20 protein-coding genes are annotated in these 23499 nt (G+C 53.9%); 8 read left to right on the top strand and 12 right to left on the bottom strand.

Going from position 1 to position 23499, the window contains the following annotated elements; translation table 11 throughout:
• The first annotated feature begins 58 nt into the window (after positions 1-58).
• Positions 59-2179 carry a TonB-dependent receptor PqqU gene (pqqU, locus tag HV302_RS12320; protein WP_181627394.1) on the top strand — a complete coding sequence of 707 codons (2121 nt, stop codon included), beginning with the start codon at positions 59-61 and terminating at the stop codon, positions 2177-2179.
• 30 nt (positions 2180-2209) lie between these two features.
• On the opposite strand, the gene HV302_RS12315 is transcribed toward pqqU, so the two are convergent.
• Both HV302_RS12315 and HV302_RS12310 read right to left on the bottom strand, forming a co-directional pair.
• Positions 2210-3247 (bottom strand): NADP-dependent oxidoreductase, encoded by a 1038-nt coding sequence (locus tag HV302_RS12315; RefSeq protein WP_046275592.1) that lies wholly within the window; start codon positions 3245-3247, stop codon positions 2210-2212.
• A gap of 58 nt (positions 3248-3305) precedes the next feature.
• The gene (locus HV302_RS12310; protein ID WP_016153140.1) at positions 3306-3881 is read right to left on the bottom strand and encodes a helix-turn-helix domain-containing protein; all 576 of its coding nucleotides are present in this window, start codon (positions 3879-3881) and stop codon (positions 3306-3308) included.
• A gap of 37 nt (positions 3882-3918) precedes the next feature.
• Here HV302_RS12310 and HV302_RS12305 point away from each other — a divergent pair, with 37 nt between their 5' ends.
• Entirely contained in the window at positions 3919-4437 is a 519-nt protein-coding gene (locus HV302_RS12305) for a GNAT family N-acetyltransferase (RefSeq protein ID WP_016156571.1), read from the top strand.
• Positions 4434-4883: a DMT family transporter gene (locus HV302_RS12300; RefSeq protein ID WP_016156572.1), complete on the top strand. Its 450-nt coding sequence runs from the start codon at positions 4434-4436 to the stop codon at positions 4881-4883. Before HV302_RS12305 ends, HV302_RS12300 begins: the two co-directional genes overlap by 4 nt.
• A gap of 66 nt (positions 4884-4949) precedes the next feature.
• Here HV302_RS12300 and HV302_RS12295 read toward each other — a convergent pair whose 3' ends face one another.
• Both HV302_RS12295 and HV302_RS12290 read right to left on the bottom strand, forming a co-directional pair.
• Positions 4950-5183: a YdcY family protein gene (locus tag HV302_RS12295; protein ID WP_046275594.1), complete on the bottom strand. Its 234-nt coding sequence runs from the start codon at positions 5181-5183 to the stop codon at positions 4950-4952.
• Between the two features lie 17 nt (positions 5184-5200).
• On the bottom strand, positions 5201-6799 hold the full coding sequence (locus HV302_RS12290; RefSeq protein ID WP_016156573.1) for an ABC transporter substrate-binding protein: 1599 nt from the start codon (positions 6797-6799) through the stop codon (positions 5201-5203).
• 282 nt (positions 6800-7081) lie between these two features.
• On the opposite strand from HV302_RS12290, the gene HV302_RS12285 reads away from it, so the two are divergent.
• The 3 genes from HV302_RS12285 to HV302_RS12275 are packed head-to-tail and all read left to right on the top strand — an operon-like array spanning position 7082 to position 13531.
• The gene (locus HV302_RS12285) at positions 7082-8389 is read left to right on the top strand and encodes an SrfA family protein (protein ID WP_181627393.1); all 1308 of its coding nucleotides are present in this window, start codon (positions 7082-7084) and stop codon (positions 8387-8389) included.
• Positions 8390-8393: 4 nt separating this feature from the next.
• Positions 8394-11375: a virulence factor SrfB gene (locus HV302_RS12280; protein ID WP_046275606.1), complete on the top strand. Its 2982-nt coding sequence runs from the start codon at positions 8394-8396 to the stop codon at positions 11373-11375.
• Positions 11372-13531 (top strand): virulence factor SrfC family protein, encoded by a 2160-nt coding sequence (locus HV302_RS12275; RefSeq protein WP_181627392.1) that lies wholly within the window; start codon positions 11372-11374, stop codon positions 13529-13531. Before HV302_RS12280 ends, HV302_RS12275 begins: the two co-directional genes overlap by 4 nt.
• 19 nt (positions 13532-13550) lie before the next feature.
• Here HV302_RS12275 and HV302_RS12270 read toward each other — a convergent pair whose 3' ends face one another.
• The gene (locus tag HV302_RS12270; protein WP_016153148.1) at positions 13551-13724 is read right to left on the bottom strand and encodes a GhoT/OrtT family toxin; all 174 of its coding nucleotides are present in this window, start codon (positions 13722-13724) and stop codon (positions 13551-13553) included.
• A 192-nt stretch (positions 13725-13916) separates the two neighbouring features.
• Between HV302_RS12270 and yncL the strand changes: the two genes are divergently transcribed.
• Positions 13917-14012, top strand: coding sequence for a stress response membrane protein YncL (gene yncL, locus HV302_RS12265; RefSeq protein ID WP_071524268.1), 96 nt, complete (start codon positions 13917-13919; stop codon positions 14010-14012).
• A gap of 119 nt (positions 14013-14131) precedes the next feature.
• Here the strand turns inward: yncL and HV302_RS12260 are convergent, their stop codons facing one another.
• Positions 14132-14911 carry an AraC family transcriptional regulator gene (locus HV302_RS12260; protein WP_181627391.1) on the bottom strand — a complete coding sequence of 260 codons (780 nt, stop codon included), beginning with the start codon at positions 14909-14911 and terminating at the stop codon, positions 14132-14134.
• A gap of 101 nt (positions 14912-15012) precedes the next feature.
• Here HV302_RS12260 and HV302_RS12255 point away from each other — a divergent pair, with 101 nt between their 5' ends.
• Positions 15013-16140, top strand: coding sequence for a multidrug effflux MFS transporter (locus HV302_RS12255; RefSeq protein WP_181627390.1), 1128 nt, complete (start codon positions 15013-15015; stop codon positions 16138-16140).
• A 193-nt stretch (positions 16141-16333) separates the two neighbouring features.
• Here the strand turns inward: HV302_RS12255 and patD are convergent, their stop codons facing one another.
• The 6 genes from patD to HV302_RS12225 form a co-directional block, all read right to left on the bottom strand.
• Entirely contained in the window at positions 16334-17761 is a 1428-nt protein-coding gene (patD, locus tag HV302_RS12250) for an aminobutyraldehyde dehydrogenase (RefSeq protein ID WP_016156580.1), read from the bottom strand.
• A gap of 21 nt (positions 17762-17782) precedes the next feature.
• Positions 17783-18589 carry an ABC transporter permease gene (locus tag HV302_RS12245; protein ID WP_003020204.1) on the bottom strand — a complete coding sequence of 269 codons (807 nt, stop codon included), beginning with the start codon at positions 18587-18589 and terminating at the stop codon, positions 17783-17785.
• Positions 18579-19523, bottom strand: a complete 945-nt coding sequence (locus HV302_RS12240) for an ABC transporter permease (RefSeq protein WP_016153152.1) — start codon at positions 19521-19523, stop codon at positions 18579-18581. Before HV302_RS12240 ends, HV302_RS12245 begins: the two co-directional genes overlap by 11 nt.
• Positions 19524-20540 (bottom strand): ABC transporter ATP-binding protein, encoded by a 1017-nt coding sequence (locus HV302_RS12235; protein ID WP_016153153.1) that lies wholly within the window; start codon positions 20538-20540, stop codon positions 19524-19526.
• A 16-nt stretch (positions 20541-20556) separates the two neighbouring features.
• Complete coding sequence (gene ydcS / locus HV302_RS12230; protein ID WP_181627389.1) at positions 20557-21702, bottom strand: putative ABC transporter substrate-binding protein YdcS; 1146 nt, start codon at positions 21700-21702, stop codon at positions 20557-20559.
• Positions 21703-22031: 329 nt separating this feature from the next.
• Positions 22032-23441 carry an aminotransferase-like domain-containing protein gene (locus HV302_RS12225; RefSeq protein WP_019076828.1) on the bottom strand — a complete coding sequence of 470 codons (1410 nt, stop codon included), beginning with the start codon at positions 23439-23441 and terminating at the stop codon, positions 22032-22034.
• Positions 23442-23499 lie beyond the last annotated feature (58 nt).

Raw genomic sequence — 23499 nt, 5'->3', positions numbered from 1 at the left:
AAAATTCACGCGCTTATCGCTGGTGTTACGGCGTAAGCATCATTAACTGGCCTTGTTCATGACGATTTTTGCATCCCGCTACACTGCACTTCCTGTTTCTTTACTGCCTGTCTTCCTCTCGCCTTATGCCGTGGCAGAAAGTGAGATATACGATCAAACGCTGATCGTTAGCGCGACACCACAGTCCGTTTCTGAACTGGACACCCCTGCCGCCGTCAGCGTCGTTGACGGAGAAGATATGCGTCTGGCAACGCCGCGAATTAACCTGTCTGAATCCCTGACCAGCGTCCCTGGGCTGCAGGTGCAAAATCGGCAGAACTACGCCCAGGATCTCCAGTTGTCGATTCGCGGATTTGGTTCGCGAACCACTTATGGCATCCGCGGCATTCGTTTGTATGTCGACGGGATCCCGGCAACCATGCCGGATGGGCAGGGTCAAACATCCAATATTGATATCAGCAGCGTACAAAATATTGAGGTTTTACGCGGCCCCTTCTCTGCTCTGTATGGCAATGCGTCTGGTGGAGTGATGAATGTCAGCACTGAAACGGGACATGAGCCGCCAACCATTGAAGCCAGCAGTTATTACGGCAGTTTTGGCAGTTGGCGCTACGGGTTAAAAGCAACGGGCGCACTGGGCGATGGCACACAGCGAGGGGATGTGGATTACACCATTTCAACAACCCGGTTTACCACCCATGGTTATCGCGATCGCAGCAGCGCACAAAAAAATCTGGCCAATGCCAAACTGGGCGTGCGCATGGACGATACGAGCAAACTAACCCTGATTTTCAATAGTGTAGAGAGTAAAGCTGATGATCCTGGTGGTCTTACCGAGTCGGAGTGGCAGGCCAATCCGCAGCAATCGCCCCGCGCTGAGCAATACAACACGCGAAAAACCATCAAGCAGACCCAGGCGGGGTTGCGCTATGAACGCCAGCTTAGCGCGAAGGATGATATCAGCATCATGACTTATGCAGGCGAGCGTGAAACCACTCAGTATCAGTCGATCCCGATGGCCCCGCAGTTAAAACCGTCTCATGCCGGAGGCGTTATTACCCTGCAACGTCATTATCAGGGGATAGACAACCGCTGGACTCACCGTGGCGAACTGGGCATACCCGTGACCTTCACCACCGGTCTGAATTACGAAAACATGAGCGAAAGCCGTAAAGGCTACAACAACTTTCGCCTTGATGATGGCGTGCCAGAATATGGTCAGAAAGGCGACTTACGACGTAACGAACGTAACCTGATGTGGAATGTCGATCCCTATCTGCAAACCCAGTGGCAATTAACGCAGAAACTCTCGCTGGATGCCGGCGTTCGCTACAGTTCGGTGTGGTTTGATTCTAACGATCGCTATATTACGCCTGGTAACGGAGATGACAGCGGTGACGCCAGCTATCACCAGTGGTTACCTGCTGGATCGTTAAAATACGCCATCACCGATACCTGGAACGTCTACCTGGCCGCAGGACGCGGGTTCGAAACGCCCACCATCAACGAGTTGTCTTACCGCTCCGACGGTCAAAGTGGGATGAATTTTGACCTACAGCCTTCCACAAACGATACCGTGGAAATCGGCAGTAAAACGCGTATCGGCGATGGGCTGTTTACCGCAGCGCTATTCCAGACCGATACCGATGACGAGATCGTGGTTGACAGCAGTAGCGGCGGGCGGACAACCTACAAAAACGCTGGAAAAACCCGCCGTCAGGGAGGTGAGTTATCCTGGGACCAACGCTTTGCCGCAAGCTGGCGCGTAAAAGCTGCATGGACCTGGCTGGATGCGACCTACCGCAGCAACGTCTGTGGCGATCAAAACTGCAACGGCAACCGCCTGCCTGGCATTGCGCAAAACATGGGATTTGCTTCGCTGGGCTACGTGCCTGATGAAGGTTGGTATGCGGGAACTGATGTTCGTTATATGAGCAACATTATGGCCAATGATGAAAATACGGCGCAAGCCCCGTCCTATACCGTAGTGGGTTTAAATACCGGCTATAAATTTTATTACCGCAGTCTGATGTTCGACCTGTTCGGTCGGGTGGATAATCTGCTTGATAAGTCCTACGTCGGTTCGGTGATAGTGAATGAGGCAAATGGTCGATATTACGAACCGGCGCCAGGACGAAACTATGGCGTAGGGATTAATCTGGCCTGGCGTTTTGAGTAACACTGGCGGGAATGACTCCCGCCATCCGTTTTACGCATCGTCTGCAAGACGAATCACCACTTTACCGAAGTTTTTTCCCGTCAGCAGGCCGATAAAGGTCTGCGGCGCATTTTCCAGACCGTCGGTGATTTGCTCGCGGTAATGGATTTTGCCCTCTTTAACCCAGCGCCCCATCTCCCGCTGAAACTCCTGAATGCGGTGACCATAATCCTGACCAATGATAAAGCCCTGCATCCGGATTCGCTTTTTCAGCAGCGTTGCCATCAGCAAAGGTAATCTATCGGGTCCGCCAGGAAGTGTTGTGGCGTTGTAACCGCTGACCAGTCCGCACAGCGGAATGCGCGCAGAGGTATTGAGCAATGGCAGAACGGCGTCGAATACCTTACCGCCGACGTTTTCGTAGTAAATATCGATCCCCTGCGGACAGGCTTTTGCCAGCTGTTGCGCAAAATCTTGTGCATGGTGATCGAGGCAGACATCAAAGCCTAATACCTCGGTGGCATGTCGGCATTTCTCTGCCCCGCCTGCAACCCCGATCACCCGGCAGCCTTTGAGCTTACCAATCTGCCCTACCGTTGCGCCAACCGGGCCGGTGGCGGCGGCCACAACCAGCGTTTCCCCCGCTTTTGGCTGACCGATATCCAGCAGCCCCATATAAGCAGTAAATCCTGGCATCCCCATCACTCCCAGCGCCCAGGAGGGATGTTCGGGATTATCGCCAAGTTTCACCAGCCCGTTACCGTCGGAGATATCATAGTCCTGCCAGCCGCTGTAGCTCAGCACCCACTCGCCAGGCTGGTAATCAGGATGGTTGGAGGACACCACGCGACTCACGGTCCCGCCAACCATCACGCCGCCAATCTCTACCGGCGGGGAGTAAGACGGCTCATCGCTCATGCGTCCTCGCATGTAGGGATCGAGGGAAAGAAAAATGGTGCGCAGCAAAACCTGGCCTTCACCCGGCGTTGCCACCTCATCGTCTTCAAGACGGAAGTTTTCCGGGACCGGCGCGCCATGCGGGCGGGAAGCCAGTACCCAGCGGCGATTGCGATTAGTCTGTTGACCCATGATGTGCTCCTCTGCTTTTGGCATGATTCCATCAATAGTAGCAGCCTGTGTCCGCCAGTTAGCTGACGACATGATTTAACCGCACAACCAGGTAAACGCAGGGTTGTGCGGTTTCATTGATAAACCGACAATCATTCGGCGGGCCAAGCTCCAGGCAATCGCCAGCCCGCATTTCATGACGCACGTCCCCTTCCACAAAGACCAATTCCCCCTGCTGTAGCCAGATAAGTTGTCTTGCCTGCACGTAGGAAGAGGCTGGCATCGGGATATCGCTTCCGGCGGGCAATTCTATCTGCACCAGATCAATAGGCAGATCGCTGCGCGGTGAAACGTGGCGGCGCAGATAGTGGCTTTGCGGGTCGTGCCAGACAGGCTGATCAGCGAAGCGCAGCAGCTTGCCCTCCTGCATTTCGGCCCGCGCCATCAGCATAGACATGCTGATACCAAAGGCACCGGAGAGCCTGCCCAGCAGCGTGGCCGTTGGGCTGCTCTCACCGCGCTCTATTTTATGGATCATCGCCCGCGACACGCCTGCGCGCTCAGCGAGTTCCGTCAGAGACCAGCCGCGAGACTCCCGCTCAATGCGAATTCTTGCACCGATCCGTTGATTTATGCTGTCTTCAATAGTATTCATATTGTAATACTATAGTGAACAATCCCTGAGGTTCAACATGTCCATTCGATTTGCCAGCAAAGAAGACTGTGCCGCCATTGCAGAAATCTACAACCACGCGGTACTGCATACGGCGGCTATCTGGAACGATCAAACGGTCGATGCCGAAAACCGTATCTCATGGTATCAAGCCCGCCAGTTGATGGGCTATCCGGTGCTGGTGAGTGAAGAGAATGGCGTAATTACAGGGTACGCCTCCTTTGGCGACTGGCGTAACTTTGATGGATTCCGTCATACCGTTGAACATTCGGTATATGTCCATCCTGCTCATCAGGGTAAAGGCCTGGGACGAGCGCTGCTCAGCAGGTTAATAGAAGAAGCCCGCGCGTGCGGCAAGCATGTGATGGTTGCGGGCATTGAGTCTCAGAATCAGGCGTCGCTGCATCTGCACAGCACGCTGGGTTTTAAAACCACCGCGCAAATGCCACAGGTTGGCACGAAATTTGGGCGCTGGCTGGATCTGACTTTTATGCAGTTGCAGTTAGACGATCGCCGCGAACCGGATGCCAGCAGATGAACCAGACGCTAACCCTCTCCTTTCTGATTGCCGCAGGTATTGGTCTGGTGGTGCAAAATACCTTGATGGTACGCATCACGCAGACGTCCTCGACGATTCTCATCGCCATGTTACTTAACTCGCTGGTCGGGATCGTGCTGTTTGTCAGCATACTGTGGTTTAAGCAAGGTATGGCGGGGTTTGGGGAACTGGTTTCCAGCGTGCGCTGGTGGACGCTAATCCCTGGCTTGCTGGGATCGTTCTTTGTTTTTGCCAGCATCAGTGGATACCAAAATGTGGGCGCTGCAACCACTATCGCGGTGCTGGTGGCCAGCCAGTTAATCGGCGGACTGGTGCTGGATATTCTGCGCAGTCATGGCGTACCGCTGCGGGCGTTGGTGGGGCCGGTCTGCGGCGCGGTGCTGCTGGTTGTTGGGGCCTGGCTGGTGGCGAGACGTTCGTTTTAATTGCGCTTATCCGGCCTGAACATGCAGGCCGGATAAGGTGTTACCTCGCCATCTGGCCACAATGAATTACAGGATTGTGCCGCCTTTGGTCAACTGTTCGCGACGGGTTTCCATATCCTCTTTATGCTGACGGCCATGATGTGCGATAGCCGTACGCAAACGCTGTTGCTGGGTGTAACGTTCTTCCCGGCTCAGCACGACATCATCGCTGAGTTCAATCAGCAATTCATTCATATGCGTAATGACGCTCTCTTCAATGGTGGCATCAACACGTGCGCTGACCTCATCCAGATGCGACATAACCTCTCCTTAACTCATTAATTTAATTTTGCTTTTGAAAAATCGCTGCCCATCAGGCTAACGCTGTATCCGCTGACGTTGCTGCGCGTCGCGTAAAACGTTTTCCCGTTTGCCAACGCAATCCACGGAGCCTGCTGGTAGAAAATTTCTTGCGACTGCTGGTAAAGCGCGGCGCGTTCTTCCGGTTTACTCACCAGTTTCGCCTTTTGAACCAGCGAATTATACTCTTTATCGCACCAGCGCGCGGCGTTAGATCCGGTTTTAATGCTGTCACAGCCCAGCAGTACATCGGCGAAGTTGTCCGGATCGCCGTTGTCTGACATCCAACCGAACAACGCGGTGTCATGCTCACCTTTACGCATTCCGGAGAGATATTCGCCCCACTCGTACGACACAATTTTCGCCTTCACGCCAACCTTCGCCCAGTCGCTTTGGATCATCTCGGCAATCCGTCGGGAGTTCGGGTTGTATGGGCGCTGAACCGGCATTGACCACAGCGTCGCTTCAAAGCCGTTTTCAAGTCCCGCCTGTTTCAGCAGATCTTTCGCTTTTTGCGGGTCGTAAGCGTAATCCTGCAAATCTTTATTGAAACCCAGCATATTCGGCGGAATTGGCGATTTTGCCACCGTACCGGAACCTAAAAAGACGGCGTTAATAATGGCCTTTTTGTCTGTCGCGTAGTTAAGCGCCTGACGCACCAGCACGTTATCAAACGGTTTTTTCTCGGTATTAAACGCCAGATAGCCGACGTTCAGCGCTTCAACCGAATGCAGCGTCAAATCTTTATTCTTCTTAATCTCGTCAAACTGTACGGGCGCAGGCGCCGGAATTATCTGGCATTCATTGGTTTGCAGTTTCGCCAATCGGGTCTGTACGTTTGGCGTGATTGAGAAGATCAGGTGCTTCGTGGGGACGGCGCCGTCCCAGTAGTTCGGGTTGGCGAGATAGCGGATTTGCGAATCCTGCTTGTACTGCTGCAACACGTATGGCCCGGTGCCAATTGGCCAGTTATCGACGTTTTCCGGAGTGCCTTTTTTCAGCATCACGTCGGCATATTCTGCAGAGAGGATGGAGGCAAAATCCATTCCCCAGTCGGCAAGAAACGCGGCGTTAGGTTCATTAAGGATAAACTGAACGTGATAATCATCGACCTTCTTCACTTCTTTAATCAGTTTATCCAGACCGACATCGTTGAAGTATTCGTAGCTTCCCTGAGAAATTTTGTGATACGGATGATCGGCATCTTTCTGTCGTAATACCGAGAAAACCACGTCATCAGCGTTGAAGTCGCGGGTTGGTTTGAAGAATTTATTACTGTTGAATTTCACGCCCTGACGCAGGGTAAAAGTGTAGGTCTTACCGTCCGGCGAAATCGTCCAGTCCGTTGCCAGAGACGGAACTGGCGTATTTTTTACCGGATCAAAATTGATGAGTCGGTTGTAGAGCACCTGTGAGCTGGCCACAAACGATGGACCGGAACTGGCGATTTGCGGGTTAAATGACTCTGGCGACGCTTCTGAGCAGTAAATGAGAGTGTCGGTATTGGCCGCGAACGCCGCGCCTGATGGTAAGACGGCGCTGAGCGCCAGCGCGAGTAACGTTTTCCTTGCAATCATGGTTATAAGCCTTCTTATTTTATTATTAACCGAGATATCAGAGCATAGCTGACAAAAACTGACCAATAACAAATCACTATCAGGTTATTCTAATTCGGTGTATTTCGCTGAATAATTCATCACCCTAAGCGAATTAATTTCCCTTAAGTCTTTTTCAAAACGTCAAGATTTTTCCCGGCACTCTATGCCATGAAAATTCGCCCCTTTTTGCCTCTCTTCCACCGTTTGCTCGTTTTTATAAAACGTAAAGTAGATACGTGAAGAAGTCTAAGGGGTAACAACGTGGCAAAAACTCTCTTGCGCAGCGGCAATTTGGATGACTATCAGGCCGTGGGCGGCGGTGGTCAGGCCGTGTTTGATTCAGCATTGCAAATTCGTGAAACGCTTCGCCTGCGTAAACAGCAGGCGATGGTGGATTGTCTGGCGATCCCACAAATTAACGACAACGGCGATCGCGTTGACTGGTATTCGCCGATTGAAGGGAAAGCTGTTGCATGGAAAGCCGCTGATGAAGAGGCCCGTTTTCGTGCGCTGCGCTATCTGGGGAGCACGCTGGAAAATGCGGCGGCGCTGAGCCGTAAAAGTCTGCAATCGGGTAAAACCTCCCTGCAACTGTTTGGCTCCCTGCTGGAAAAAGCCATCCAGTTTCCTGGTGAGAATCACGTGTTTCTGGTTGAAGGTAAACCCGTTATTACGTTCTGGGGTTTCGTCAATCTGAATGAAAATCCTCGCGACGATGTGCTCGATTGCCTGGGCCTTGCCGATATTCCTCCGGTCGTCACCGTAGCGGAGCCTGAGCCGGAAGAAGAAATCACTGCCCAAATCACCTTCGCCGAGGCCGAGGCGCCTTTGTTGACTCCAGTGGTTGAGCTACCTAAACCGGCTGAACCTGAACCACAACCCCCGGTCGTTGTTAACGAACCTGAAGTCTCGCCGCCGCTCGCACAGAAGAAACCCGCACGCCGCCTGCCGCTGTGGAGCCTGCCCGTTGCCGCGGTGATCATTGCAGCCATGGTTGGGCCGCTGCTGTGGAAGCAACAGACCACCCCGCCCGTACCCGCTGTTCCCCCAAGAGTCGTCGCTAAGGCAGAAATGGCACCGCTGCCAGAACTGACATCTGCACTGCCGCTGCATCGGGCTGAAGTGGTTCCGGCTGCCAAAAAAGAAAAACCTGTCGAGGGACCGGTCGTGATCGCCGCGATTCCAAAAGATGCGCTGGTGATGGATGCCAACCAGATGAAGGCAGGAACTACGCGTTTTCTCAACGGTAACTGGCGCGTAATGGTTGATGTTAAAGATCCAGTTAGCGGTAAAGCGCCGTCGCTGCGCTATCAGATCCAGGCCAATAAAGGCACGGCGCGCGTGGTTCATGGCGACAATATTGTTTGTCGTGCCGAGATTTTCTCCGGTTTGCATCAGTCAGGTGAATTAATGATTAAGAGTCGCGGGAATGCCCGTTGTACGGACGGGTCACGTTATCCGATGCCGGAAATTACCTGCAAAGCGGGAACCAATGACGTCGCCGCCTGTACCGCACGTTATGACGATCACGCGGAAATCCCTCTGACGATCAAAAAGATAGGTGCCTGATTTTATGTTGGTGAATCTGTGTGACTACAAACAGAGCGTGACGCTTATCGCCAATAGCGGTGTGCAATTTCTGGATTTTGGCCTGACGCCGCAGGAATCTGCGCATCATGGCCGCTTTGTGCGCAAAACGGCAAACGGTCCCCTGCTGCGGCTGGATTTCGATCTGACAACCGGACGTTATACCTTACCTGGCAGCACCGGCGGTCAGCCCGAAGTGGTGAAGCCGGAAAGCACCCAGAAGCTGCATTATTCGCTGGACGTGCTCGACGGTGTCTGGCTGCCGCTGCCGTTCCTGCGCTTTAATCCGCCGCGTACGTTCGTTGAAGGCCCGGATAACTGGGCGCGCGTACAGGTGCGAAAGCTGGCGCAACCTGACAGCGCGGGCAACACCCACCGCGTCACCGTGGCGCTGGACAGCCAGCTCACTGAAAATGCCCCTGCGGCGTTAACCCCCAACGAAAATGACCTGCTGAACGGTACGCGATTTGCGCTGGCCTGGCATGACAACGAAATTGCCGATTTCCTCGACCAGACCTGGATTGACGGCTGGTTGCGCGAATCCTTTATGCATCATGTCACACAGCATGAGAACCGCTCAGAACAAGAGATCCAGCAGGCGCTGCGTAACTTTGAATATCAGGCGCACTGGCTGAATGTGCTGACCCTGTTAGGCGAGCAGCTTTCCGTTCCGGAAGTGAAACTGGTCACGCATACCCTTAGCACGCCCGCCATTCCCGTTGATCTTATCCTGGATATCGGTAACACCCATACCTGTGGCGTCCTGATTGAAGATCACGGGGATGCCAATGACGGACTGCGCCAGACAGCCGAATTGCAGGTGCGTTCGTTAAGCGAGCCACAGTTTCTCAACGATCCGTTGTTCACCAGCCGACTGGAGTTTTCCGAAGCACGTTTTGGTAAGCAGCACTTTTCCGTGGAGAGCGGTCGTGATGATGCCTTTATCTGGCCGTCGATTGTCCGCGTTGGCGATGAAGCCCGAAAGCTGGCGATGCAGCGCATGGGCACTGAAGGCAGCAGTGGGATCTCCAGCCCGCGCCGTTATCTGTGGGACGAAACGCCTGTGTTGCATGACTGGCGCTTTAGCCAGATGAATGGCAAAACCCAGCGCGAACCACTGGCTACCGCCTTCCCGCTGATGAACCTGATGAACGATGACGGGCAACCGCTGTTCAGCCTGCCGCAGGATGATCGTCTGCCGGTATTCTCACCGCAATACAGCCGCAGTACGCTGATGACGCATATGTTGTGCGAAATACTGGCCCAGGCGCTGGGGCAAATTAACAGCGTGGCGACGCGTTTGCGCCTCGGATTCCCGGCATCTCCTCGTCAGTTGCGTACGCTGATCCTGACCCTGCCGTCGGCGATGCCCAAACAGGAGCGCGAGATTTTCCGCCTGCGCATGTTTGAAGCTATTGCGTTGGTCTGGAAAGCAATGGGCTGGCACCCGCAGGATGAAGACTTCACCACCCGTAAACAGCAGGAAAAGAGCGTGGTTCCCGTACCTGAGATCCAGATGGAATGGGATGAGGCCAGCTGCGGGCAACTGGTGTGGCTGTATAACGAAGCTATCTCTCACTACGATGGTCACACCGAATCGTTCTTTAACGCCCTTGCCCGCCCGGACCGTCTGCCGGAGCCTGGTGAGACTAAAGGTCGTGCGCTGCGCGTGGCATCGATCGACATTGGCGGCGGGACAACGGATATGGCCGTCGTCCATTACCAGCTTGATGACGGCGTGGGTACAAACGTCAAAATTACCCCGCACCTGCTGTTCCGTGAAGGCTTTAAGGTTGCGGGCGATGACATGCTGCTGGACGTGATTCAGCGTTGCGTGTTGCCTGCGCTGCAAACCCGTCTGCAACAGGCTGGCGTGACCGACGCCGCCGCATTGCTGGCCACGCTATTTGGCGATTCCGGGCGCATCGACACCCAGGCGATTTTGCGTCAACAAACGGCGTTACAACTCTTTATGCCGCTCGGTCATGCGGTACTTTCAGCCTGGGAACAAAGTGATATTAACGATCCGGTAGCGGGTCTGCATGCCACCTTTGGCGAACTCCTGAGCCAGCAACCAACGCGCAACGTGCTGAATTACATCCAGCAGGCTATCGATCATGCGTTACCTGCGGGATCGCCAGCGTTTGATGTGTTGAGCGTGCCGTTACAGGTGCAGTTCAGGCAGTTACAAGAAGCGTTACTGGCGGGCCAGTTTACCCTGACCTCCCCACTGCACGCGGTCTGTGAGGCTATTTCACACTATCGCTGCGATATTTTATTAGTGACCGGCAGACCCGCCTGTTTGCCGGGCGTACAAGCGTTGATCCGCCATCTGCAGCCCGTTCCGGTTAATCGTATGATCTGGATGGATAACTACCGCGTACATGAGTGGTATCCATTTAGCCAACAAGGGCGGATTGGTAACCCCAAATCCACCGCAGCAGTTGGTGCCATGTTGTGTAGCCTGGCGCTGGATCTACGCTTGCCGCGTTTCAACTTTAAAGCTGCCGATATCGGCGCTTACTCGACCGTACGTTATCTCGGCGTGTTGGATAATACGGTCAATACGCTGCGTGATGAGAACATCTGGTATCACGATATCGATCTGGATAAGCCCGGCGCGAAACTGGATGCCCGCCTGCACTTCCCATTGCGCGGCAACGTTACGTTAGGTTTCCGCCAACTGGCCAACAGCCGTTGGCCTGCCACACCGCTGTATACGCTCAGCATAAATTCTGCCGAACTGGCAAAAACCATCGCCGGAGATGGCGTGTTGAATGTACGGCTGCAGCTACGCGGTGGTAGCAAAGAAAGCGGCCCGGAATTTTTCGTACTGAGCGATGCGTGGTTACAGGATGGCACTCCCGTTGCCGCCAATGCCTTAACGTTAAAACTGAATACGCTGGCAGACCGACGCCATAGCGGGAGCCATTACTGGATTGATAGCGGGAGCGTGTACCTGAAATGAGTAAGATGTTAAACACCGCGCAGGCCGCCATCGAGTGGGTAACTGATACCCGTCAGCGTGCGGCGCGTCTTGATAATGAAGCGGATGCCCTGTTGGCACAGCTCACCCTGGCCGCCGTTAATGAGTCTGCATTGAAGACAACCTTTTCATCGCGAGGATGCGTTGGGCTTTACGGACATTCGCAATCGGCAAAAGCGCACCTGCTCACAGCATTGTGCAGCAACGCCAATGGCAAAGTGAATATCGTTACCCCGGATCGCAGCTTTGATTACTTTTCACATATTAATCCTGGTCATGCGCCAACCAATATGGCGATCCGCTTTACGCGTGATGAAAATCCGCTCGATGGTGAATGGCCGTTGCGCCTGCGGCTACTCAGTGAAGCCGAACTGGTACAGCTATTTATTACCCAGTTCTGTGCGCTTGCGGACAACCGCCAGGTCGAGAAATCGATTATTGAGGCGCGCCTGGAAAAATGGCAAACGTTGCGCCAGCGTCATCCGGTGCCGGGCATTACTGCGCAGGATGTCGCGGCAATTGGCCGTTTCTGGCGCGCCTGCGTACCGGCCAGACAGCAGCAATTTGACGACGCGCTATGGCATCAGTTTGCCACGCTGCTACCCGCTCTGGATCTGACTACTCGGGCAAACGCCTGGGCGTTACTGTGGGGAGAACAACCAGAGTTGACGCAACAGTGGTTGGCGCTGGCGCATACGCTGCAACAAACCGGGAGCGCGCAAGAACTCGCGGCTCCGCTGAGCCTGCTGGTTGACCATTTTGGTTTACCTGCCGAGAGTTTCCTGACTCAGGTAGCATTGAACGGGAATGAGGCGCAAAGCGATGTGGTGGTTCATCCAATAGAAAATGATCAGTTGCTCAATGCGGTCAGCCTTTCTCAGGCTTCGCTGGCGCTGCTCACGCGCGAGCTGGTCCTGACAGTTGAAGACGCGGTACTGGAAAATGTCGATCTGCTGGATATTCCCCTCGCCCCGGATGTTCATCCCCATCCATTGTGGCAGGCCAAATTAGGCTGGATGCTGGAACATTATCGCCAGCATCTGCAACCGGATGTACTTTTAATCTGTAATGCGGTATCTACCCGCTCCCAGACGCCCGCCATCACCCGCAAACTACTGGGCTGGGTTAACGACACTCAGCCCGTACATGACGCCGCATTGCCGGGAGTGGTCTGGGCCATTACTCCGCAGGATGCGCGGTTTAGCACTCAGCAAAATCTTGATGAATCTGTGCAGCAATTAATGGGCAAGCCCGGACTGCACTGGGGCACGCTGCAGGCGCTGGATAAACACAGCTTACAACGCCTCGTCGAATGGCTGACTCAGGCAACCTCGCCCCAGCAACGCCAGACGAGATTGACCTCCCTGCGTGAGCAGCACCAGCAGCGTGTACGCGAAACCCTGATCGGCTGGATTAATCCCGTTGAAACCGAATCGGGTAGCAATGAGTCGGTGATCCGCCAGCTCCAGGCCCAGGCGGCAAAGCATGGCGAACTCCTGGACGGTTTGCTCCCGCCGATGCGCCTATTTGAGTCGCTGCTGCGTGTTCAGCAGCCGCGCGAGGAACAGGTGAGCGGATTATTTAATGAAGAGATTGACCTGTTTGCCGAGGTGCGTGACACACCGCACTCGCCGGAAAGCAAAGAGACCGGGTATCAGGCGCACAAAATGTGGGTTAACCACGTGCGCCAGTGGTGTCGCGATGAAAATAATGCGCGCCGTTTACGTCTCGAGCCGCGTACGCTAAGGCAGGTTGCTGATATCCTCGTCACCACCAGCTATCGGCTGGAAATGCCGCAACGCTTACAGCGCATTATGCAGCGAGAAAACGTCTGCGCCGCGCAGCTTCACGCCGATATTGGGGATTTTATTACCTGGCTTGGATTTGCCAGCGTGGCAGAGGAACAGCGTCCGGCCAGCAGGATCCAAAAAGGATCGGCTATTTTTAGTGCCCCGGCGCAACAGCCGATGTTACGGTTGACGAAACTGGATGAACAACCTTCGCATGGCGCAAGCCGTTACGTTTACGACTGGCTGGTCGCTTTGTATACCCGCGCCAATGAAAACGTGGGATATCAGCATCCAATGGATGTTTGCGCAGCCGACAAAAAACGATTAGATGCCCTGCTTTCCTCCTGAAACGGCGTTTACGCCGTCATCAGAAGAGAGAAAACATTAACGCGACGGGAAAACTCATCGGCCAGGTCGCCCCGACTAATACCGCGCTGAGAAAACGAATCCGCTTTTTATCGCGGGAAAGAAACCAGGTGATGATTGCCGTGATAGCGGCCATCACCGCATAAAAAACCAACATTTTTTGGTACAGAGACATGTCAGGCATCCGGGCCGAAAGGTAAAATCGCGCGCAATATGCTCTTTTTCATGACCTACATCAAGTTTTATTAATTATTTTAAGAGAAACGCCGGTAAAACAAGCCGTTTTCATTATGTTCAGAATCCGTACTATTGCGGATAGTTATAACCCGTACTATACCCATAAGGGTTAAAACGAAAGGTGGCACAAATGAATGTTTCCAGTAAAACTGTGGTGCTGATAAATATATTTGCTGCTGTAGGACTTTTCAGTCTGATTTCCGCAAGGTTTGGCTGGTTTGCTTGATGTCGTTCTTCTTGATTAATTGCAGCGTCCGCTGGCAGAGAGGCTCTTCTCTCTGCCATTAGTACACGATTTTCCCACTCTCCTGCCACCCGGTAAATTATCCTTAGTATGTAATACCCCTAATCCTTCTGCGGCATTATATTGCCCGCATAACGGCTCGGTGTTGTGCCGGTATGCTGATGGAAAAAAGCGATAAAAGCACTGTCACTGACAAATTCCAGATATTGCGCCACCTGGCTGATCTGCCCCCCGTCAGCCAGCATCTCCATGGCTTTTAATAGTCTAAATTGCTGCCGCCAGCTCTGATAATTCATCCCGGTATCCCTGGTAAATATTCGACTGATCGTCCTCTCGCATGCCCCAACCCGTTGGGATAATTGATTTAGTCGTGGTGGCAATTCGCCCATACGTACTCCTTCAAGCCACACGTTCAGCCGTGGATCTGAGGGAAACCGCAACGTCCAGTTTTCACTGCGGGCGGCCCGCATTTCCTCACAGAAAACGGTGATAAGACTGGCCTGCTGCGCGGCAGGCATTTCCCACGGCCAGAAAGCCATACGTTCTATTACTTCAAAAAAGAGAGGATTAACGTCGACTATCTGCAGCGGTAACGTAGATAACGGCAATGTAGTTGAAAAATACAACGAACGATAAGCCATCACCCCGCGCATTATGGCGCGATGTACCGTACCAGCCGGGATCCAGACCGCGCGCCGTGGCGGTAGCAGACACAGGGCATGCTCCAGCTCAATCGTAATGCTTCCCGCTGCCGAAAAAAGTAGCTGATGACGAAGATGGCTATGCCGGCCGGAATCGTGTACGCCCATCTCGGAGGCAATCCCGATTACCGGTTTATCAAAGCTATCCGCATCGAAATCATCATCCGGGGCAATTTCCATTATCTGTCCGATATTTGATATTTAAAGTCTTGATAATGGTAATGCGACACCTCCCTTTCAGCAATAATGCCCGCCAGTTTTCTGTCTCTCTGGATATTGCTATGAACACTCTTCGCCGCCCGCCACTGTGGCTTCTTACTTTGCTGATTATGTTTCCGCAACTGGTGGAAACTATTTATAGCCCGGCATTGCCAGGAATCGCTACGTCTTATCACGTAAGCAGTGAGCGCGCGGCGCAAACACTCTCCGTTTATTTTATTGCCTTCGCCATCGGCGTGGCGATGTGGGGTTGGCTGAGCGACTGCCTCGGTCGACGTTGGGCGATGCTGGCAGGACTTATCTGCTATGGGTCAGGTTGTGCCCTGGCCGTGGTTGCCACTGACTTCAACGTTTTGCTGCTGGCACGGATGATCTCAGCCATCGGCGCGGCTGCCGGGTCAGTGGTGGTACAGACCATGTTACGGGACACTTATGAATCAACTGCGTTATCCCGCGTCTTTTCCGTGATGGGCGCTGCGCTGGCATTGAGTCCCGTTTTCGGCCTGCTAAGCGGAGGTTGGTTGGTTAGCCTGTATGGTCATACCGGTGTATTTATTGCCCTTGTGCTGCTGGCGCTGCTACTGCTACTACTGACTGCGACCATGCTGCCAGAAACCCGGCCCGAAAATACGCTCAGCCCCAGCCTTGCTGCACTGCTCTCCCGCATGATGCGTGACCGCGAGCTGTGGAAAAATACCATGCTGGTTGCGCTGCTGAACACCATGCTGTTTAGCTATTACAGCCTGGCTCCGTTTCTTTTCGGGCAATTGGGATGGAGTTCCAGAGCCTTTGGCTGGACGGGGGGACTACTTGCGTTTGCTTCGCTGTCGGGCAGCCTGCTGAACCGGAGATTATTGACGACAGACCTGACGTCGGAACAGAGGGTACGTTATGCCTGTGCGCTGGCAGCATTGTCAGGCCTCGCCGCGTGGTGGTTACAGCACTCCGCGTGGATTCTGATACCGGTTTTCGGCGCGGTGATTGCCTATGGCATCGCGATCCCTAATGTGCTGAGTCAGGCCCTACGCCACTATCGTGAACAGGCCGGGGCCGCCGGTGCATTATTCGGATTAAGCTATTACCTGTTGCTGGGAATGATGCTGGGGGTGGCAGGCATGGTGCAACAACTGGGGCTGGTTCTGAGCGTCTGTGCGCTACTCGCCTGGATTTGCAGCTTGCGCCGCGGATAACCGGATGACGCTCCTGCACCACAAAGCCCTGACATTAATAAGCCGGGGCTTTGTTGTATTAATAGCCTGACCTCGCGGATATTTCCAACTTACCGCCGTCCGATGGCGACGAGGCCAGTGGCGCGAATAATATAGACACACGTTTGCCAGTATTTAGCTATCCGTGCCGCATTTATTGCTCGCGCTTCAGATATTACTCATGCTTGATCATGACATGGCGAACAATCGTGTAATCTTCCAGCCCGTAAACCGACATATCCTTGCCATAACCAGACTGTTTTTGTCCGCCGTGCGGCATCTCGCTGACCAGCGTGAAGTGGGTATTGACCCAGGTGCAACCATACTGCAGGCGAGCGCTAAATCGATGCGCGCGCCCCACATCCCGAGTCCAGACGGAGGATGCCAGGCCGTATTTCGAATCGTTAGCCCACGCCAGCACCTGATCTTCATCCTCAAATACGGTGACGCTGACCACCGGACCGAAAACTTCCCGCTGCACGATAGCATCTTCCTGCTTCGCCCCGGCCAGCAGCGTCGGAGCAAAGTAGTAGCCTGCGCCGTCCACTTTTTTACCACCGGTGATGACTTTGATATGCCCCAGTGCTTTGGCTTCATCGACCGCTTTAGTCACGCGATCGAGGTGCGCCTGCGAGCTTACCGGCCCCAGCTCCGTCGATTCGTCATTCGGTGCACCGATTTTCAGACTGGCAACCGCGGCACCGAGTTTCTCAACCAACGCGTCATAAATGCCTTTCTGGGCATAGATTCGACAAGCGGCGGTACAGTCTTGCCCGGCGTTGTAATACCCGAAGGTTCGCACGCCGCTCACCACCGCATCCAGATCGGCATCATCAAAAATGATGACCGGGGCTTTGCCGCCCAGCTCCATATGTGTGCGCTTAATCGAAGGCGCGGTGTGCTGGATAATGTGTTCACCGGTCGCAATGGAGCCGGTCAGGGAAACCATCCGGACTTTTTCATGACCGGTCAGCGGGTCACCCACCGTTTTGCCACGGCCAAACAGCACGTTGATAACGCCAGGCGGATAAATATCTTTGGCAAATTCAGCCAGTTTAAGTGCCGTTAGCGGGGTAATTTCTGACGGTTTAATCACCACACAGTTACCCGCCGCCAGCGCCGGTGCCAGTTTCCACGCCGCCATCATCAGCGGGTAGTTCCACGGCGCGATAGAGGCCACCACGCCCAGCGGATCCCGACGAATCATCGACGTATGCCCTTCCAGATACTCTCCGGCCGCCTGTCCTTGCAGGGTACGGGCTGCCCCGGCGAAGAAGCGGAAAACGTCGACGATTGCCGGAATTTCATCGTTAAGGACACAGTGCAGCGGCTTACCACAGTTAAGCGATTCCAGCTCAGCGAAGGTTTGCGCGTTATCGGCGATAGCATCCGCCAGTTTCAGCAGCAGTTCGGAACGAACTTTCGGTGTGGTTTGTCCCCAGGTGGCAAATGCGCTGTCTGCTGCACGTACCGCCGCATCAACCTGCCCGGCTGACGCCTCGGCAATCTCCAGAATGCGTTCTCCAGTGGCAGGGTTATAGACTGGCTGCTTTTCACCTTCACCGTTGACCAGCTCGCCATTAATCAGTAATTGATGTTGCATAGCAATTTCCCATATCGTCGTTTATTTACCGTTTCCGGCGAGAGTGTCGCCTTCACGCGTTAGCCACCAGGCCCCTAAAATTGGCAGTGTTGTCACCAGCATTACCAGCAATGCCACAACGTTGGTGACAGGCACATCTCGTGGTCGACCCAGTTGATTGAGCAGCCACAAAGGAAGTGTTCTTTCATGTCCGGCGGTGAACGTTGTCACGATGATTTCATCAAACGACAAAGCAAACGCTAGCATCCCTCCCGCCAGCAGTGCCGATGCCAGGTTTGGCAGCACGACATAACGAAAGGTTTGCCAGCCGTTGGCGCCAAGATCCATAGACGCTTCAACCAGACTCCATGAGGTACGGCGAAAACGCGCCACGACGTTGTTAAATACCACCACCACGCAAAACGTCGCATGGCCGACCACGATGGTGAGAAAACCGGGTTCCAGGTTGATAGTTTTAAACGCCGTCAGTAGCGCCAGACCGGTAATAATCCCCGGCAGCGCGATCGGCAACAGCAGCAACAGCGATATTGCGCTTTTACCAAAAAAGTCCCTGCGCCACAGTGCGGCAGCGGCCAGCGTCCCCAGAACGAGAGCAATGGCCGTCGACAATGCAGCAATTTTAAGTGACAACGTCACCGATTCCAGAATATCGCTACGTTGCGCCGCAACGCTAAACCACTTCAGCGTTAACCCCTGCGGTGGAAAACTAAAAGCAGCCTCCTCAGTATTAAAAGCATAGGTGGCGATGATGAGGATGGGAAAGTGCAGGAAAATAACCCCGCCCCATGCCGCCAGTTTGAGTAACCAGGGCGCGCGTTCAGAGTGCATCGAAAGCTCCCAGACGCTTCACGAACGCCAGATACAGTGCGATTAATACAATCGGCACCAGAGTAAATGCCGCCGCCATCGGCATGTTGCCGATCGCCCCTTGTTGCGAATACACCATATTGCCGATGAAATAGCCTGGCGGCCCCACCAGTTGCGGCACGATAAAATCGCCCAACGTCAGAGAGAAGGTAAAGATCGACCCCGCCGCGATACCGGGTATCGCCAGTGGCAGGACTACATAGCGGAAAGTCTGATGCGGACGAGCGCCCAAATCAGCGGAGGCCTGTAAGAGCGAAGGCGGAAGTCTCTCCAGCGCGGCCTGTACCGGCAGGATCATAAACGGCAGCCAGATGTAGACGAACACCAGAAAACGCCCTAACCCTGAAGTCGATAACGTATTGCCGCCGACCGCAGGCAGCGTCAGGAACGAAAGCAGCAGAGGCTCCAGCCCCAGATGGGTTAAAAACCACTGCGCCACCCCGTCTTTAGCCAACAGTAACGTCCATGCGTAGGCTTTAACAATGTAGCTGGCCCACATCGGCAACATCACAGCAATGTAAAAAAAGGCTTTCATTTTGCCACTGGTATATCGCGCCATATACCACGCCATCGGAAACGCCAGAATCGCGCTGGCAATGGTGACCGCCACCGCCATCGTCAGAGTACGCAAAATGATGTCGTAGTTGGCGGGATTAAACAGCGCCTGCAAATTCGCCAACGTCAGATCGGGCGTGACCGACATGGTAAAATCATCGAAGGTATAAAAACCTTGCCACAACAGCGTCAGTAATGAGCCGAAGTAGACGATCCCAAACCACATCAGCGGTCCGAGGAGCAGCAAAAACAGCCCCAGACCCGGATTACGCCAGAAGAACCCTGAGATCCGGTTCAGACTTGTCGACTGTGGAGGCGAATGTAAGACATTCATAGCCATTCACCTCTCCTCAACCAGCGGTACCATCACGTCGCGTGACCACGATGCCATCACCTGTTGACCCGGCGACAGCGTTGTTGGCAGCATTTCTCCCGTCAGGTTCGCCTGGCTAACCAGCAATTTTTCACCGCCGACAAGTTTCAGCTCAAAACGTGTCGCGGCACCCTGGTACTGCACTGCCTGGATAACCCCCCGGGCCTGGACTTCGCCACTGCTATCATTCAAGCGAATGTGTTCCGGACGCAGGGAAAACATACCCTGTAGCCCGCAAACGTTCGCTGACATCGTTTCATCAAAAACATTTGACGTCCCGACGAAACTTGCCACAAACGGTGTGCGCGGACGCATGTACAGTTCACGCGGAGAATCCACCTGTTCGATGCGACCATTATTAAACACCGCCACACGATCGGACATCGACAGGGCTTCACCCTGATCGTGGGTGACAAAAATGAAGGTGATACCCAGGGATTGCTGTAGCTTTTTCAGTTCCAGCTGCATCTGCTCACGCAGCTTAAGATCCAATGCCCCGAGCGGTTCATCCAACAGCAGGACGCGCGGTTCATTGACCAGCGCGCGGGCAATCGCCACGCGTTGCCGCTGACCACCGGAAAGTTGCGATGGTTTGCGTTCATAAACAAAACCGAGCGCAACCTTATCCAGCGCTTCACGTGCTTTTGCGTGACGCTGTTTTTTATCAATACCTTTGACCATCAGCCCGTAGGCGACATTGTCGAGAATCGACATATGCGGGAATAGCGCATAATCCTGAAATACCGTATTGACGTCCCGTTCCCAGGGCGGCAATTCGCTGGCCTGCTTACCAAAAATGGTGATTGCGCCGCCTGACAGTTGCTCAAACCCTGCAATAAGGCGCAGACAAGTGGTCTTGCCGGAGCCGGATGGCCCCAGCATAGAGAAAAACTCACCGTCGTTAATCGCAATACTCACCCCATCAACTGCACGAACATCCCCGTACAGACGCGAGACGTTATGAAACTCCACTGCGTACGTCATAAAACCCCCAGCGGAATTAACGACCGCCCATAATGGCGATGTAATCCTGCGTCCAGCGACTGTAAGGAACGAATTTGCCACCTTCTGCGATCGTCGTTTTCCAGAAGGCAATTTTGTCAAAGTAGCTATAGCCGTTGGTTTCACAGCCCTTTTCACCCAGCAGCGGGCTGGCTTTACAACCTTCAGGCACGACTGGCAGAGAACCAAACCAGGCTGCGACGTCGCCCTGAACTTTCGGGGTTAATGACCAGTTCATCCATTTGTAAGCGCACACCGGGTGTTTGGCTTCGCTGTGCAGCATGGTGGTATCAGCCCATCCGGTAACCCCTTCTTTTGGGAAGACCGTGGCAATAGGCTGGCCTTCTCCTTTCAGGGCGTTCGCCTGATAAGGCCAGGCGCTGGACGCCACCACACCTTCGTTTTTGAAGTCGCTCATTTGCACGGTGGTATCGTGCCAATAGCGATGGATCAGCGCGTGCTGATCGCTCAGAACTTTGATCACCGCCTGATACTGTTGTTCGGTGAGCTGATAGGGATCGGTAATGCCCAGTTGCGGCTGAGTCGCCTTAACGAATAATGCAGCATCGGCAATATAGATCGGGCCATCGTAGGCTTGAACGCGCCCTTTATTGCTTTTTCCGTCCCCAAGTTTTTGCTCAACAAATACCACGTTCCAGCTATCCGGCGGCGTTGGGAAAATTTTGGTGTTGTACATCAGCAGGTTTGGCCCCCACTGGTACGGTGTGCCGTAAACTTTTCCGCCAACGTTAAACCACTCGCCTTTTACCACGCGCGGATCGATGCTTTTCCAGTTAGGGATCAGCGCGGTATTAATCGGCTGAACGCGTTTTCCCATAATCAGACGCAATGAGGCATCACCGGAAGCGGTAACCAGGTCGTAGCCGCCTTTTGCCATCAGGCTGACCATTTCATCAGAAGTGGCCGCTGTTTTAACATTGACCGCGCAGCCGGTCTCTTTCTCAAACTGCGAGACCCAATCATATTGTTTATCGGTCTGTCCACGTTCGATGTAGCCCGGCCAGGCAATAATATCCAGACGGCCTTCCGGTTTATCTAAGGATGTCGGGGGTTCGGCTGCCTGTGCAGTCATCAGCGTCATACTGAGTGCGCACAGGCTACTGAGGGCAAACTGCTTGCTCATAACGTCTTACTCCTGTCTAAAAAATATTGAGCGGCAGCCTTGCCGTAAATATATGTCCTTTCCTAAAAATAGTCGGGGTGTTGTAAGCGTTCCTGCTGGCGCAAGGAAATTTAATCAGGTTGTGAGCTAACGCTCATTACGCTACTGACGCTGATCGGGAGCTTTAATCTTCTGGAGTATAGACAAGGAGTTAGGTGCAACGGTGGCAATAGTAAGAACTATTGATTTTTTGTATGGTAGCACCCGATATAAATAACATCGGGGTTAGGTATTCTCTATTTCGAAAATAAGAACGCGCTATTCTTTTATATTGAATAGCGCGTTACGTTTTATTTCATCATCTCGCGAATTAATTTTCCCAGCTGTTTCACAGCCTGTTCCTCACGCTCTCCCCAGTGCCATGCGGTATTAAAGCGAAAAAAACGAGTCCAGCTCCCCGAGGTCGAAAACATTTTTCCCGGTGCAATGCTGATATGGTGCGCCAGTGCCTGGGTGCTGAGCACGCCTGCATCAAGCGGTTCTGGCAGTTCCAGCCACAGAAAATAGCCGCTGTCGTTATGGTGAATTTTGACTTCCGCCGGAAGATGACGCAGCAACGTTTGCCAGGCCTGCTGTTTGCGTTCCGCCAGTTGACGGCGTAAGCGGCGCAGATGCGCGTCATAGCGCCGGGTTGACAGATAATCCACGAGCGCAAGCTGCATGGGGGAACTGGTGGATAACGTGCTCATGAGCTGGAGTCGCTGAATACGTCGAGCATGCTTCCCGGCCGCCACCCAGCCCACGCGAAATCCGGGCACCAGGCACTTCGAGAAGGATGAACAATGCAAAACGCTGTCGGCGCGATCCCAGGCTTTGGCAGGCAGTGGTTTTTCGCGACCAAAGTACAGCTCGCTGTAGACATCATCTTCTATCAGCATTACATGATATTTTTCCAGCAATGCGACCAGGTGCGCCTTTTTCTCTGGGCTGAGCGTAAAGCCCAACGGATTTTGGCTGTTGGTCATCAGCCAGCAGGCTTTTACCGGATACTCCTGCAACGCTTGCTCCAGCGCGGTAAGATCGATCCCCTCTTTCACGTCGGTGGCAATTGAAAGCGCCTTCAGCCGTAATCGCTCCAGGGCCTGCAACGCCCCATAGAAGCAGGGATTTTCGACAATCACCCAGTCTCCCGGTTCGGTAACTGCCTGCAGGCTCAGGTTGAGGGCATCCAGCGCACCGGTAGTGATGACAATTTCATCAGGTGAAATGGTCATCCCCTGTTGAGCATAGCGGCGGGCAATGGCATGGCGCAGCTCATCATTTCCCGGCGGCAGGTTTTCTATCACGCTCATGGCGGTCGCGGTTTTACTGACCTGCGCCAGCGAGCGGTTCAACTGCTGGAGGGGAAACAGACGCGGGTCAGGGAATGCAGAGGCAAATGGCATCACTGACGCATCCCGGCTGGCCTGCAGCATATCAAAAATATAGGTGTTGATATCCACCGCTTCATCGCGCATCACCTGCGCCTGCGGCGCTGCCAGCTCACGTTCAGGGCGCGCGGCAACATAGTAACCCGACTGCGGCCGGGCGATAATCCGGCCCTGACTTTCCAGCAACTGATATGCATGTCCGACGGTCATAAAACTCATGCCGCTGCTGACCACCTGCTCGCGCAAGGATGGCAAGCGATCGCCGGGCTGCCATACGCCAGACGCGATTTGATCGCGAATTTGCTCAGCCAGTCGCTGGTATTTTTTCATTTTTCGTCCTGATAATCGGTGTCGGTGACACGCACTGTATATATCAGTTTACATAATC

It is taken from the genome of Citrobacter sp. RHBSTW-00859, assembly GCF_013729795.1.
Lineage (GTDB): Bacteria > Pseudomonadota > Gammaproteobacteria > Enterobacterales > Enterobacteriaceae > Citrobacter > Citrobacter braakii.
This window is presented reverse-complemented; position numbering and strand designations above follow the sequence as displayed.

Coding starts and splice junctions, on each gene's coding strand:
- HV302_RS12260 (WP_181627391.1), bottom strand. CDS start 14,911: ATGGAAATTGCCCCGGATGATGATTTCGATGCGGATAGCTTTGATAAA.
- ydcS (WP_181627389.1), bottom strand. CDS start 21,702: ATGAGCAAGCAGTTTGCCCTCAGTAGCCTGTGCGCACTCAGTATGACG.
- HV302_RS12225 (WP_019076828.1), bottom strand. CDS start 23,441: ATGAAAAAATACCAGCGACTGGCTGAGCAAATTCGCGATCAAATCGCG.
- HV302_RS12275 (WP_181627392.1), top strand. CDS start 11,372: ATGAGTAAGATGTTAAACACCGCGCAGGCCGCCATCGAGTGGGTAACT.
- HV302_RS12270 (WP_016153148.1), bottom strand. CDS start 13,724: ATGTCTCTGTACCAAAAAATGTTGGTTTTTTATGCGGTGATGGCCGCT.
- HV302_RS12240 (WP_016153152.1), bottom strand. CDS start 19,523: ATGGCTATGAATGTCTTACATTCGCCTCCACAGTCGACAAGTCTGAAC.
- HV302_RS12255 (WP_181627390.1), top strand. CDS start 15,013: ATGAACACTCTTCGCCGCCCGCCACTGTGGCTTCTTACTTTGCTGATT.
- HV302_RS12290 (WP_016156573.1), bottom strand. CDS start 6,799: ATGATTGCAAGGAAAACGTTACTCGCGCTGGCGCTCAGCGCCGTCTTA.
- HV302_RS12245 (WP_003020204.1), bottom strand. CDS start 18,589: ATGCACTCTGAACGCGCGCCCTGGTTACTCAAACTGGCGGCATGGGGC.
- yncL (WP_071524268.1), top strand. CDS start 13,917: ATGAATGTTTCCAGTAAAACTGTGGTGCTGATAAATATATTTGCTGCT.
- HV302_RS12300 (WP_016156572.1), top strand. CDS start 4,434: ATGAACCAGACGCTAACCCTCTCCTTTCTGATTGCCGCAGGTATTGGT.
- HV302_RS12280 (WP_046275606.1), top strand. CDS start 8,394: ATGTTGGTGAATCTGTGTGACTACAAACAGAGCGTGACGCTTATCGCC.
- HV302_RS12295 (WP_046275594.1), bottom strand. CDS start 5,183: ATGTCGCATCTGGATGAGGTCAGCGCACGTGTTGATGCCACCATTGAA.
- HV302_RS12235 (WP_016153153.1), bottom strand. CDS start 20,540: ATGACGTACGCAGTGGAGTTTCATAACGTCTCGCGTCTGTACGGGGAT.
- HV302_RS12310 (WP_016153140.1), bottom strand. CDS start 3,881: ATGAATACTATTGAAGACAGCATAAATCAACGGATCGGTGCAAGAATT.
- pqqU (WP_181627394.1), top strand. CDS start 59: ATGACGATTTTTGCATCCCGCTACACTGCACTTCCTGTTTCTTTACTG.
- patD (WP_016156580.1), bottom strand. CDS start 17,761: ATGCAACATCAATTACTGATTAATGGCGAGCTGGTCAACGGTGAAGGT.
- HV302_RS12315 (WP_046275592.1), bottom strand. CDS start 3,247: ATGGGTCAACAGACTAATCGCAATCGCCGCTGGGTACTGGCTTCCCGC.
- HV302_RS12305 (WP_016156571.1), top strand. CDS start 3,919: ATGTCCATTCGATTTGCCAGCAAAGAAGACTGTGCCGCCATTGCAGAA.